Origin of the sequence: Limibacillus sp., from assembly GCA_037379885.1 — a bacterium.
In the GTDB taxonomy this organism is placed as follows: domain Bacteria; phylum Pseudomonadota; class Alphaproteobacteria; order Kiloniellales; family CECT-8803; genus JARRJC01.
In genome coordinates this window covers 29,180-41,813 of sequence record JARRJC010000004.1, presented here as the reverse complement: position 1 = coordinate 41,813, position 12,634 = coordinate 29,180, and the positions used below count along the sequence as shown (strand labels likewise).

Annotated in this window: 10 protein-coding genes; 6 read left to right on the top strand and 4 right to left on the bottom strand. The window is 65.9% G+C overall.

The window, feature by feature from the left end; genetic code table 11:
* Nucleotides 1–12 precede the first annotated feature (12 nt).
* From fabG to mltG, 4 genes are all read left to right on the top strand, one after another.
* Nucleotides 13–750 (top strand): 3-oxoacyl-[acyl-carrier-protein] reductase, encoded by a 738-nt coding sequence (fabG, locus tag P8X75_02540; GenBank protein MEJ1994077.1) that lies wholly within the window; start codon nucleotides 13–15, stop codon nucleotides 748–750.
* Between the two features lie 211 nt (nucleotides 751–961).
* Nucleotides 962–1,198 carry an acyl carrier protein gene (locus tag P8X75_02535; protein MEJ1994076.1) on the top strand — a complete coding sequence of 79 codons (237 nt, stop codon included), beginning with the start codon at nucleotides 962–964 and terminating at the stop codon, nucleotides 1,196–1,198.
* Nucleotides 1,199–1,316: 118 nt separating this feature from the next.
* The gene (fabF, locus tag P8X75_02530; protein ID MEJ1994075.1) at nucleotides 1,317–2,579 is read left to right on the top strand and encodes a beta-ketoacyl-ACP synthase II; all 1,263 of its coding nucleotides are present in this window, start codon (nucleotides 1,317–1,319) and stop codon (nucleotides 2,577–2,579) included.
* 18 nt (nucleotides 2,580–2,597) lie between these two features.
* Nucleotides 2,598–3,584 carry an endolytic transglycosylase MltG gene (gene mltG, locus P8X75_02525; protein ID MEJ1994074.1) on the top strand — a complete coding sequence of 329 codons (987 nt, stop codon included), beginning with the start codon at nucleotides 2,598–2,600 and terminating at the stop codon, nucleotides 3,582–3,584.
* 25 nt (nucleotides 3,585–3,609) lie between these two features.
* Here the strand turns inward: mltG and P8X75_02520 are convergent, their stop codons facing one another.
* Together P8X75_02520 and P8X75_02515 are read right to left on the bottom strand one after the other, a co-directional pair.
* Nucleotides 3,610–4,077, bottom strand: a complete 468-nt coding sequence (locus P8X75_02520; GenBank protein ID MEJ1994073.1) for a RidA family protein — start codon at nucleotides 4,075–4,077, stop codon at nucleotides 3,610–3,612.
* A 115-nt stretch (nucleotides 4,078–4,192) separates the two neighbouring features.
* Nucleotides 4,193–5,104, bottom strand: coding sequence for a DMT family transporter (locus P8X75_02515; GenBank protein MEJ1994072.1), 912 nt, complete (start codon nucleotides 5,102–5,104; stop codon nucleotides 4,193–4,195).
* Nucleotides 5,105–5,219: 115 nt separating this feature from the next.
* Here P8X75_02515 and P8X75_02510 point away from each other — a divergent pair, with 115 nt between their 5' ends.
* Nucleotides 5,220–6,206 (top strand): calcium/sodium antiporter, encoded by a 987-nt coding sequence (locus P8X75_02510; protein MEJ1994071.1) that lies wholly within the window; start codon nucleotides 5,220–5,222, stop codon nucleotides 6,204–6,206.
* Nucleotides 6,207–6,367: 161 nt separating this feature from the next.
* Here the strand turns inward: P8X75_02510 and P8X75_02505 are convergent, their stop codons facing one another.
* Nucleotides 6,368–10,108, bottom strand: coding sequence for a vitamin B12-dependent ribonucleotide reductase (locus tag P8X75_02505; protein ID MEJ1994070.1), 3,741 nt, complete (start codon nucleotides 10,106–10,108; stop codon nucleotides 6,368–6,370).
* A 396-nt stretch (nucleotides 10,109–10,504) separates the two neighbouring features.
* Between P8X75_02505 and P8X75_02500 the strand changes: the two genes are divergently transcribed.
* Nucleotides 10,505–11,710: a M24 family metallopeptidase gene (locus P8X75_02500; GenBank protein MEJ1994069.1), complete on the top strand. Its 1,206-nt coding sequence runs from the start codon at nucleotides 10,505–10,507 to the stop codon at nucleotides 11,708–11,710.
* A 3-nt stretch (nucleotides 11,711–11,713) separates the two neighbouring features.
* On the opposite strand, the gene P8X75_02495 is transcribed toward P8X75_02500, so the two are convergent.
* On the bottom strand, nucleotides 11,714–12,631 hold the full coding sequence (locus tag P8X75_02495; protein MEJ1994068.1) for a DMT family transporter: 918 nt from the start codon (nucleotides 12,629–12,631) through the stop codon (nucleotides 11,714–11,716).
* Nucleotides 12,632–12,634 lie beyond the last annotated feature (3 nt).

Below are 12,634 nucleotides of genomic sequence, written 5' to 3'. Positions count from 1 at the left end.
GAGGAGAGAGCGATGTTTGATCTGACGGGCAAGGTGGCGCTGGTGACCGGCGCTTCGGGCGGCATCGGGGGCGCCATCGCCCGCGCGCTTCACGCCCAAGGCGCCTCTGTCGGGCTGAGCGGCACCCGCGTGGAACCGCTGGAGAGCTTGGCCGCCGATCTCGGCGAGCGCGTGGCCGTGCTGCCCTGCAACCTGTCGGACGCCGTGCAGACCGAAGCGCTGGTCGGGCAGTGCGACGAGGCGCTGGGGCCGCTCGACATCCTGGTCAACAACGCGGGCCTGACCCGCGACGGTCTGGCACTGCGCATGAAGGACGAGGACTGGCAGGCTGTGCTGGACGTCAACCTGACGGCTTCCTTCCGCCTGACGCGCGCCGCGCTGAAGGGCATGATGAAGCGCCGCTCCGGGCGCATCGTCGGCATCACCTCCGTGGTCGGCGTCACCGGCAATCCCGGACAGGCGAACTATGCGGCTTCGAAGGCCGGGCTGATCGGCATGACCAAATCGCTGGCGCAGGAGGTGGCGAGCCGTGGCGTGACGCTCAACTGCGTGGCGCCGGGCATGATCGAAACCGCCATGACCGACGCGCTCAACGAGCAGCAGCGCGACAGGATATTGCAGAACATCCCCGCGGGACGCCTGGGCAGTTCCGACGATATTGCCGCCGCCGTCGTCTATCTGGCGAGCCAGGAGGCAGCCTACGTAACCGGTCAGACGCTTCACGTGAACGGCGGCATGGCCATGATCTGAGGATCGTAAGAACGCTGGGGCTTGCCGTGGGCGGCGCGGAATTTTTTAATTGGTGCCGGCTCGCTGGAAAGTCTATTGCAAAGATGTTAAGAGGCTAGCGGCTTTTCCGGCGCGCTTAGGCCGCTTGGCAAGAAAGAGGGACGGGAGCCCTCTTTTGGTTAAGACTAGGAACGATGCTTAAATCAACTGAAGGACGAAGGTGGACGAAACCATGAGCAACGATATCGCCGACCGCGTTAAGAAGATCGTCGTCGAGCACCTGGGTGTGGACGAGGACAAGGTTACCGAGACGGCCAGCTTCATCGACGATTTGGGGGCGGACAGCCTCGACACGGTCGAGCTGGTTATGGCTTTCGAGGAAGAGTTCGGCTGCGAGATCCCCGATGACGCGGCTGAGAAGATCGTGACCGTCAAGGACGCGATCGACTTCATCTCCAGCAACTCCTAAGGCTAGCGCGACACGCCTTCCGGGGCTCCCCGCCACGGGGAGACTCCGGGAAGTGCCGCACTACGTGCCGGGTGCATCGAGCGGCGTTCCGGGGCGCGGCAAGAGGTGAAGAGTCATCATGCGAAGAGTCGTCATAACCGGAATGGGTATCGTCTCCCCGCTTGGCGTCGGGGTGGAGAATGTATGGAACCGTCTGACCTCCGGTCAGTCGGGCCTGCGGCCGATCCAGAGCTTCGATGTCTCGGACCTGCCCTCCAAGATCGCCGGCACCATCCCCCGCGGTTCCACCGAGGAGGGGCTGTTCAACGCCGACGACTACCTGGAGCCCAAGGACCAGCGCAAGAACGACACCTTCATCCACTACGCCATGGCCGCCGCCGACGAGGCGATTGCCCATGCGGGATGGACGCCCGATGACCCCGAGGAGCAGGAGCGCACCGGCGTTCTGATCGGTTCTGGCATCGGCGGCCTCCAGTGGATCGCCGAGGGCAGCATACAGCTCAACGAGCGCGGTCCCCGGCGCGTGTCGCCCTTCTTCATCCCCGCCGCGCTGATCAACCTCGCCTCCGGGCAAGTCTCGATCCGCTACGGGTTCAAGGGCCCCAACCATTCCGTGGTGACGGCCTGTTCGACCGGCGCGCACGCCATCGGCGACGCCTCGCGAATGATCGCGCTGGACGACGCCGACGTGATGATCGCGGGCGGTGCGGAAGCGGCGGTCTGCCGCCTGGGGATCGCGGGTTTCGCCGCGGCCCGCGCGCTTTCCACGAACTTCAACGACACGCCTGAGAAGGCCTCGCGCCCCTGGGACAAGCAGCGCGACGGCTTCGTCATGGGCGAGGGCGCCGGTGTCGTGGTCCTGGAAGAGCTGGAGCACGCCAAGGCGCGCGGCGCCACCATCTACGCCGAGGTCGTGGGCTACGGCATGTCGGGCGATGCTCATCACATCACGGCCCCGCCGGCTGACGGCAACGGCGGCTTCCGCGCCATGAAGGCCGCGCTGAAGCGTGCCGGGATCGAGCCCACGGCCATCGACTACATCAACGCCCACGGCACCTCCACGCCGCTCGGCGACGAGATCGAACTGGGCGCGATCAAGCGCCTCTTCGGGGATCATGCCTACAGCCTCTCCATGTCCTCCACCAAGTCGGCCATCGGCCACTTGCTGGGCGCGGCGGGAGCCGTGGAGGCGATCTTCTCCACCCTGGCGATCACCAACGATCTGGCCCCGCCGACCCTCAATCTGGACGACCCGAGCGAGGGCTGCGACATCGACCTCGTGGCGCACACGGCCAAGAAGCGGCCGATCACCCACGCCATGTCGAACTCCTTCGGCTTCGGCGGGACCAACGCCTGCCTGATCCTCGCCAAGGCGCAGTAAGCGGGCGCGCGAAAGGCGATGCTTCGCTGGGTCCTGCGGCTGATTCTGCTGGCCATCGTCCTGGCCACCCTCTCGCTTTTTCTGGCCAACCGCTGGCTTGACGAAAAGTTCACCGCCGAAGGCCCCTCCAGCGTGGAAGAGATCATCCTGGTCCCGCGCGGAAGCGGGCTCAGCACCATTGCGGTCCTGCTGGAGCGCGAAGGGCTGATCGCCGATCCGCTGGTCTTTCGGCTGGGCGTGCGCAAGGCCGGGGCGGGCGCGGAGCTGAAGGCCGGGGAATTCGCCATCCCGGCGGGCGCGTCGCCCCGACAGATCATGGAGATACTGCGCGAGGGCCGGGCCCTGGCGCGCCGCGTCACCGTGCCGGAGGGTCTCACCTCCCGCGAGATCCTGGCGCTGGTCTCAGAGGCGGAGCACCTGGAAGGCGAACTGCCGGAGCCGCCGCCCGAGGGCAGCCTGCTTCCCGAGACCTATCACTATCAGCGCGGCGACGGGGCGGGCGAGCTGATCGCGCGCATGGAAGAGGCCATGCAGACCACGCTGCAAGACCTCTGGGCGGAGCGGGCCGAAGGCTTGCCGCTCGCCAACCCTGAAGAGGCCGTGATCCTCGCCTCCATCGTCGAGAAGGAAACCGGTGTGGGCGGAGAGCGGCCCCTGGTCGCCTCCGTCTTCTACAACCGCCTTCAGTTAGGCATGCCCCTTCAGTCCGACCCCACCGTCATCTTCGCGCTGACCAAGGGCGAGAAGCCCCTGGGCCGCGCGCTGACGCGTCAGGACTGGAAGGTGGACGATCCCTACAACACCTACCAGAACGCCGGCTTGCCGCCGGGCCCCATCGCCAATCCGGGGCGCGCGTCGCTGGAGGCGGTCTTGCAGCCGGCGGAGAGCGAGTATCTCTATTTCGTGGCCGACGGCACTGGCGGCCACGCCTTCGCCAAGACTCTGGCCGAGCACAACCGCAACGTCGCCAAGTGGCGGCGGGTGCGCGACGGCCAGAGTCAGTAGCAGCCTTACCTATTCGATCTTGGCCCTATTCGATCTCGGCGATCGCCTCGACCTCGACGGCCACGTTGCGCGGCAGGGAGGCGGCGCTGACGGCTGCGCGGGCGTGCTTGCCGGCCTCGCCGAAGATCTCGACGATGGTGTTGGACGCACCGTTGATCACCTCGGGCTGCTGAGTGAAGTCCGGTCCGGAGTTGACGAAGCCGCCCAGGCGGACGATGCGCTTGACCCGGTCCAGGTCGCCCCCGCAGGCGGCGCGGAGCTGCGCTGCGATGTTAAGCGCGCAGAGGCGCGCGGCGGCCTGACCCTCCTCGACCGAGAGTTCCTGGCCGACCTTGCCAAGGAACTTCAGTTCCCCGTTCAGCAGCGTGATCTGTCCAGCGACGAAGACCATGTTGCCGCTGACCACGTAGGGCACGTAGTTCGCGGCCGGCGCGGCGGCCTCCGGCAGTTCAATTCCCAATTCCTTCAGGCGTGCTTCGATCTTCCCGGCCATGGCGCTTTCGCCTCCTTTGCTGTGTTGGGCGTTGTCGATCAGGCGCGAGACTAGCCAAGGCACCCCCTCCATGACTAGCGATTCCGCGACTTGCAAAGGACTGCTTGCGGCTGGACTAACCCACCTGCGGCGCCAGCAGCAGGACAATGCCGCCGCCGATCAGAAGGCATCCCAGCAGTTCGCGCGCCGTGATCTTCTCCCGGAAGAAGCAGACGGATGCGATGATCGAGAAGACCAGCTCGATCTGGCCCAGCATCCGCACGTAGGCGACGTTCTGGAGCGTCATGGCGGTGAACCAGCAGGCCGATCCGACGACTCCGGACAGACCGACCCAGACAGCCGTGCGCCAAGCGGCGAGAGAGGCGAAGAGTTGCCGGCGGTCCCGCCCGATCATCCAGAGCGCCATGACGGCGGTCTGGAAGACCGTCACCACCGCCAGCGTCATGCCCGCCTGCATCAGGAAGGTCGGGCCCTCAAGCGCCAGGGACGCGCCGCGATAGCAAACCGCCGAGCCGCCGAAGCAGGCGCCCGAGGCGAGCCCGATAAGGGCTGGGCGGCCCAAAAGAGACTCGAAAAGGCTTTTGAGGCTCCGCTCGCTGCGCGCCAGGGAAATGGCGATCACACCCAGGGTTCCCAGGACAATCGCCGCGGCACCCAGCAGGGTCACCGACTCGCCCAGGAAGATGAGCCCGAAGACAGCCGCCTGGATCGGCTCGGTCTTCGAATAGGCGGTGCCGACCGCGAAGTTCTTGAAGGCGAAGAGGGAGACCAGCAGGAAGGTCGCAGCGATCTGCAACAACCCGCCCGTCAAGGCATAGGCGAAGAAGCCGCCATTGGGGTTGGGCAAACCCATGCCGAAGCCCTGGTTCAGCACGGCCAGATAGATCAGCGCGAAGGGAAAGCCGTAGGCAAAGCGCAGGAAGGTGGCGCCCGTCGCCCCGAGGCTGGTCGAGAAGTGCTTTTGCAGCGCCGAGCGGATGTTTTGCGAGAAGGCCGCGGCGAGCGTGATAGGGACCCAGAGCTCCATGCGCTTCCTCCGGCCTGACCGGGCGGCGGATGCGAAGACCGCGCCCCTGGGATGAGCAAAAGTTCTTCTACAAAGCAGGACCGGGGCATTGCAAGTGGGGGGCTGCCATGCCCACATGCTGGGGCACGCCCGATCTTACACCCTGCCCGGAGTCTCCATGGACGTCGCCCTCGTTGTTGCCGGTCTGCTGCTGCTCTTCGGTGGCGGCGAGTTCCTGGTGCGAGGCGCGGTTTCCCTCGCGGAGCGTTTTGGCCTGTCCAAGCTCATCGTCGGCATGGTGATCGTGGGCTTCGGCACCTCCACCCCGGAACTTCTGGTGTCCTTGCAGGCAGCCATGGCCGGTGCGCCGGAGATCGCGCTTGGCAACGTGATCGGCTCCAACATCTGCAACACCCTGCTGATCTTGGGGATGGCAGCCTTCATCTTCCCCGTCGCCACCGATGGGCCGGGACTGAAGCGCGAGGCGGGAGTCATGACGCTGGTCTCCTTCGCGCTTCTGCCCCTCCTGTTCCTTCCGACGCTGGGCGCTCTGCTTGGCGCGGGGATGCTCGCGGTCCTGACCGTCTACCTTGTCTATTCCTACAGGTTGGAGCGCAAGGCGCCCCAGTCGGCCTTCGAGGCGGAGGCCGCGGAACTGGAGACCAAAGCCCTGAAGACCCCCTGGGCGGCCCTGGTCACCGTGGTGGGCTTGGTCGCCCTTCTGATCGGCGCGCGGCTTCTGGTGAGCGGGGCGACGGGCATTGCGCGTGACCTGGGCGTTTCCGAAGCGGTGATCGGCCTGACGGTGGTGGCCGTCGGCACTTCGCTGCCGGAACTGGCGACGGCCCTGGTGGCCGCCTGGCGCAAGCATGCCGATGTGGCCTTGGCCAACGTCATCGGCTCCAACATCTTCAACATCCTGGCGATCCTGGGGGCGACGGTGCTGGTCGAGCCCATTTCGGTTGCCGCGCGCTTCTCGCGCGTTGACGGCCCGGTCATGGCGGGCGCTGCGCTGGTCACGCTCTTGCTGCTTTGGCGCGGGCGTCCGCTGGGCCGCCCGGTGGGCGTCCTCTTCTTGGCTGGGTACGCCCTCTACATCTCGCTGCAGGGCGTTATCCGCTAGCGTCCTGTCCGGAGAGCCTGGTGAAAAAAGGGGACGGGCCACCGCCTTTCAGCGCCGTCCCCCAGTCACAGGGAGAACTCTGGTCGGGGGAAAGGGATCGCCGGGGACGGTCTGGGCAACCGTCAGGGTAGATGGCGACCCCCGGAAAAGGGGCTCCCCCGTCACGAGCAGCCGCTGGTGCCGCCACAGGTCACGCACTTCATGCAAGTCCCGTTTCGCACCAGCGTAAAGTTGCCGCAGTCACCACAAGCGTCGCCCTCGTAGCCCTTCATGCGTGCTTCGCGCACGCGCTCCAGGTGCAGGTCGACGCTCTCGACCACGGTCTTCTCAACGGTAACGGCGCTAGAGGCGGAACCGTTCGACCCGTTGAGTTCCCGCAAGGAGCCGTTGGAGCTTCCATTGGCGCTTGCGGAAGTCTTGGCCGCCGGGGCGGCGTGGGTGGTCGAGCCGGACGAGGCGACCACGCCTTCGCCGCCGCTCGAATCCCCGCCACCGGAGAAGACGACCAGGTTGTTGCGGACGTAGCCGGTGGAAGCCACGCGGCGCACCGTCTCGGTGATCACCTCGCGCTCCTGCTCCGGCATCGCGGACTGCCTCTCGCCCGAACCGATCGAGTCGGGCGAGATGTCGCTCGGCTGTACGTGGGCCAGATCGTTGCGGCCGAGGTAGGAGACCGCCAGCTCGCGGAAGATATAGTCGAGCACCGAGGAGGCCATTTTGATGGCGTCGTTGCCCTCGACCATGCCGGAGGGCTCGAAGCGCGTGAAGGTGTAGGCCTCGACGAACTCCTCCAGCGGCACGCCGTACTGCAGACCGATGGAAATCGCGATGGCGAAGTTGTTCATCAGGCTGCGGAAGGCCGCGCCTTCCTTGTGCATGTCGACGAAGATCTCGCCGACCTTGCCGTCCTCGTACTCGCCGGTCCGCAGGTAGACCTTGTGGCCGCCGACGATGGCTTTCTGGGTGTAGCCCTTGCGCCGCTGCGGCAGGCGGTCGCGCGCCGCGGCGCGCTCGATGACCCGCTCGATGACGCGTTCGGCGACGATCCCGGCCTTCTCGGCGGCCGGGGAAGCGGCGATCTCCTCGATCACCTCGTCCAGGTCCTCGTCCACGTCCGCCAGCAGGCTGGCCGCCAGCGGCTGGCTGAGCTTGGAGCCGTCGCGGTAGAGCGCGTTGGCCTTGAGGCAGAGCTTCCAGGAAAGCTCGTAGGCTTCCCGGCAGTCCTCCACCGTGGCGTCGTTGGGCATGTTGATGGTCTTGGAGATGGCGCCCGAGATGAAGGGCTGCGCCGCCGCCAGCATCAGGATGTGGCTCTTGACCGAAAGCGCCCGCTTGCCGATCCGACCGCAGGGGTTGGCGCAGTCGAACACCGGCAGGTGCTCGTCTTTCAGATAGGGTGCGCCCTCGAGAGTCATGGCGCCGCAGACATAGAGGTTGGCGGCCTCGATCTCCTTCTTGGAGAAGCCGAGCGCGCCCAGAAGGTCGAAGGCGGGATCGTCCAGGTCTTTGGCGGAGAGCCCAAGGGTCTGCTCGCAGAAAGACTGACCGAGGGTCCATTTGTTGAAGGCGAACTTGATGTCGAAGGCGCTGGCGAGGCTCTCCTCGACCGCTTCGATCACCGCCGGGGTGAAGCCCTTTTCCTTGAGCGCTTCGTGGTTCAGCGCGGGCGCGCCCTCCAGCGTGCCGTGACCCACGGCGTAGCGGACCATCTCCTCGATCTGATCCTCGTCGTAGCCCAGGGTGCGCAGCGCCTGGGGCACCGTGCGGTTGATGATCTTGAAGTAGCCGCCGCCGGCCAGCTTCTTGAACTTCACCAGGGCGAAGTCCGGCTCGATGCCGGTGGTGTCGCAATCCATCACCAGACCGATGGTCCCGGTCGGGGCGATCACCGTCGCCTGGGCGTTGCGGTAGCCGTGGATCTCGCCGAGCGCCAGCGCCTGATCCCAGGCGGCCTTGGCGGCCTCGACCAGGTTCTGGTCCGGGCAGTCCTTCGCCGCGATCGGCACCGGATTGATGCTAAGGCCGTCATAGCCGTCGGTCTCGCCGAAGGCCGCGTTGCGGTGGTTGCGCATGACCCGCAGCATGGCCTCGCGGTTCTCCTCAAAGCGCGCGAAGGTGCCCAGCTCGCCCGCCATCTCCGCGGAGGTGGCGTAGGCCGTGCCGGTCATGATCGCCGTCAGGCTCGCGCAGACCGCGCGCCCCTCATCGCTGTCGTAGGAGAGACCCATGGCCATCAGCAGGCCGCCGAGGTTGGCGTAGCCCAGGCCCAGCGTGCGGTAGTCGTAGGAGAGCTGGGCGATGGACTTGGAAGGGAACTGCGCCATCAGGACCGAGATTTCCAGCGTCACGGTCCAGAGCCGCGTTGCATGCTCGTAGGACTCCACGTCGAAGGAGCCGTCCGAGCGGCGGAAGGTCATGAGGTTCATGGAGGCCAGGTTGCAGGCCGTGTCGTCCAGGAACATGTACTCCGAGCAGGGGTTGGACGCGTTGATGCGCCCGCCCGCCGGGCAGGTGTGCCACTCGTTGATGGTGCTGTCGAACTGCACGCCGGGGTCCGCGCAGGACCAGGCCGCGCCGGCGATCTGGTCCCACAGGTCCTTGGCCTTGATCGACTTGACCGGGCTGCCGTCCAGGCGGCTGGTGAGCTCCCACTCGCCGTCGGCCAGTACGGCCTCCAGGAAGGCGTTGGGCACGCGCACCGAGTTGTTGGAGTTCTGGCCGGAAACCGTCAGATAGGCCTCGCTGTCCCAGTCGGTGTCATAGGTGCGGAAGTCGATCTTGTCGTAACCCTGCTTGGCGAACTGGATCACCCGGCCGACGTAGTTCTCGGGGATCATCACGGCGCGCGTGGCCTTGATGGCCTCCTTCAGCGCCTTGTTCTCCTTGGGGTCGAATGCCTTGTCGCCCAGCAGGTCGCGCTGCTGGTGGCAGGCCTGCATGATGTTGTTGAGATGGATGTCGCAGAGCTTGGAGCCCGCGACCAGCGCGGCCACCTTCTGCTCTTCGATCACCTTCCAGTTTACGTAGGACTCGATATCGGGGTGGTCGAGATCGACCGTGACCATCTTGGCCGCGCGCCGGGTTGTGCCACCGGACTTGATCGCGCCCGCGGCGCGGTCGCCGATCTTCAGGAAGGACATGAGGCCGGAGGACTTGCCGCCGCCAGACAGCGGCTCGTTCTCGCCGCGGATGCGCGAGAAGTTGGTGCCGGTGCCCGAGCCGTACTTGAAGAGCCGCGCCTCGCGGACCCAAAGGTCCATGATGCCGTTGTCGTTCACCAGATCGTCCTCGACGGACTGGATGAAGCAGGCGTGGGGCTGCGGATGCTCATAAGAGGAGTTGGACTGCACCAGCTTGCCGCTCTGGTAGTCGACGTAGTGGTGGCCCTGGCCGGGACCGTCGATCCCATAGGCCCAGTGAAGACCGGTGTTGAACCACTGCGGGGAGTTGGGCGCGGCCATCTGGGTGGCCAGCATGTAGCGCATCTCGTCGTAGTAGGCCTGGGCGTCCTCCTCCTGATCGAAGTAGCCGCCCTTCCAGCCCCAATAGGCCCAGGTGCCCGCGAGACGGTCGAAGACCTGGCGGGCCGAGGTCTCGCCCTTGTTCCAGTTCTCGGCCGGCTCCTTCTTCATGGCTTTTTCGTCGGGGAAGGAACGCCAGAGGAAAGAGGGCACGTCCGGCTCCTCGACACGCTTCAGCTTGGAGGCGATGCCGCGCTTGCGGAAGTACTTCTGCGCGAGCACGTCGGCCGCCACCTGACTCCAGGCCGCCGGGACCTCGAGGTTCTCAGCCCGGAACACCACGGAGCCGTCCGGGTTGCGGATCTCGCTCGTGGTCTTGCGGAACTCGATGTCCTCGTAGACGTCCTTGCCGGCTTCGGTGAAACGACGTGTGATGCGCATGTCAGCCCTCTCCCTTTCGAGTCTGCTGTTGCTCTTGCCCTGCGCTCTGGGGAGTCGCACCGCACCCTGATTGAAAATCTGGTTAGGTGGCCTCGGCTTCCCCCCGAGCCTGCCGCAAGGAGCGACGCGCCATGACCTCTCCGAAGAGGTGTTCCGTCAGCCCCTTGTGATGATGATTAAATGAAAACACAAGATATGGTGTGTGTCACTATTATTTACCGTTACCTGACGGCCATTTTTGTATTGACAGAATCAACAATGGCGGCGCTCCGCGGCACGCGACGCAGGGCGCTGCGCTGAAGCGCTTTCTTTCTGTTTGGAGAGGGCGCTAAAGTCCTTTTTGGGCGCGGCTCCAGCCCGTCCACTCCGCAGGCTCTGGGAAGGAAAGGGGCGGCCATGCTCGAGGCGCTCAAGACGATCCGCAACGGCGAGAAGGTCCAGCCGACCTTCTCCGAGGCTGAGATGACCCGGCGGCTGACTCAGCTGCGGGCCGCCATGGCGGAGGCCGCGATCGATGCCGCGCTCTTCACCTCCTACCACAACATCGACTATTTCGCGGATTTCCTGTTCTGCCACTTCGGGCGCTTCTACGGGCTGGTGGTGACGCAATCGGCGGCGACCACCATCTCCGCCAACATCGACGGCGGGCAGCCCTGGCGCCGCTCTTTCGGCGACAACCTCGTCTACAGCGACTGGCAGCGCGACAACTTCTTCCGCGCGGTCAAGAAGCTGCTGCCCGACGGCATCACCCTGGGCATCGAGTTCGACCACCTGACGCTGGAGAACCACAGGAAGCTGCAAGACGCGCTGCCGGGGGCGCATCTGGCCGACATCTCGAAGTTGGCGATGGGGCAGCGGATGGTGAAGTCGGACGAGGAGATCGCGCTGATCAAGCAGGGCGCGCGCATCGCCGACATCGGCGGCGCGGCCTGCGTAGAGGCGATCGGGGAGGGCGTTCCCGAGTATGAAGTGGCGCTGGCCTCCACCGGCGCCATGGTGCGCGAGATCGCCCGGACCTTCCCGCACGCCGAGCTGATGGATACCTGGACCTGGTTCCAATCGGGCATCAATACCGATGGCGCCCATAACCCGGTGACGTCGCGGCATCTGGAAAAGGGGGATATCCTCTCCCTCAACTGCTTTCCGATGATCGCGGGCTACTACACGGCGCTGGAGCGCACGCTCTTCCTCGACCACTGCGGCCCGGATCACCTGCGGCTGTGGGAGGTCAACGTCGCGGTGCATGAGCGGGGTCTGGAGCTGATCAAGCCGGGCGCGCGCTGCTGCGATATCGCGGCAGAGCTGAACGAGATCTACAGGGAACACGACCTGTTGCAGTACCGGACCTTCGGATACGGCCATTCCTTCGGCGTTCTCTCCCACTACTACGGGCGGGAGGCCGGTCTGGAACTGCGCGAGGATATCGAGACCGTGCTGGCGCCGGGCATGGTGGTCTCCATGGAGCCCATGATCATGCTGCCCGAGGGTCTGCCGGGCGCGGGCGGCTACCGCGAGCACGATATCCTGGTGGTGACGGAGGCGGGGGCTGAGAACATCACGAAGTTCCCCTTCGGCCCGGCGCACAACATCATCGCGGCTTAGGAATCAGACCGGGCGGCCTGGCGGCGGCGGCGCGGCATGGTGCCTGCGCGCCAGCGAGGAGGCGACCAGCGTGCCGATCACCAGCGCCCCGCCAAGCCATTGATAAAGGCTCAGGACTTCGCCCAGGATCAGCACCGCGCCCAAGATGGAGACCACGGGCTCCACGTTGAAGACCAAAGCGGCCTTGGCCGAGCCCGCGTGGCGGACCGCCGGGAAGAAGGCCATCATGGCGATCAGATAAAGCCCGCAGACCATGATCGTGAGGCCCAGGGAAAGATCGCTCTCCGGCCAGGAGAAGAGCCCGGCGTCCCAGAACATCACCCCGAGCCCGGCGAGCAGCGCGCCCAGCAGGTTCACCTGACAGGAAACCGACATGTCGTCCAGATGGCGCGCGCGGCGTTCGGCCACCAGGAACATGCCCGTCGCCGAGAGGCTGGCCAGACAGGCGAGCGCGATGCCGCGCCAGTCCAGGCTGGTGAACTTCGGCCCGATCACCAGCGCCAAGCCCACGAAGGCGACGGCGAAGTAGAGGCTCTCCCGCCGGCTCGGCAGCCGCCGCGCGAAGGCCGCGTTGGCGCCCGCGATGATCAGGGGGAAGGTGTAGAAGATGATCGCCGCCAGCGAGACGGGGATGAAAAAGACGGACCCCAGGACGCCGATCGAGATCCCCATGTTGCAGAGCGCCAGCAGCAGCAGGGTAGGCAGCTCCTTGGCATAGACGAAGAGCTTGCCTGCCAGGCGCAGCCACAACGCCAGAACAAACCCGGCGACCCCGGCCCGCAGCACCGCCAGCGTCATGGGCGAGGCGCCGCCGTCGTAAGCGATGGTGGCGATCGAGGTGATGATGCCAAAGCAGGAGGCCGAGACCAGAGCCAGCGGGCGTCCGTCGTGTAGCAGGGCGGTCAGGAAGGCGCGCAGCATGGT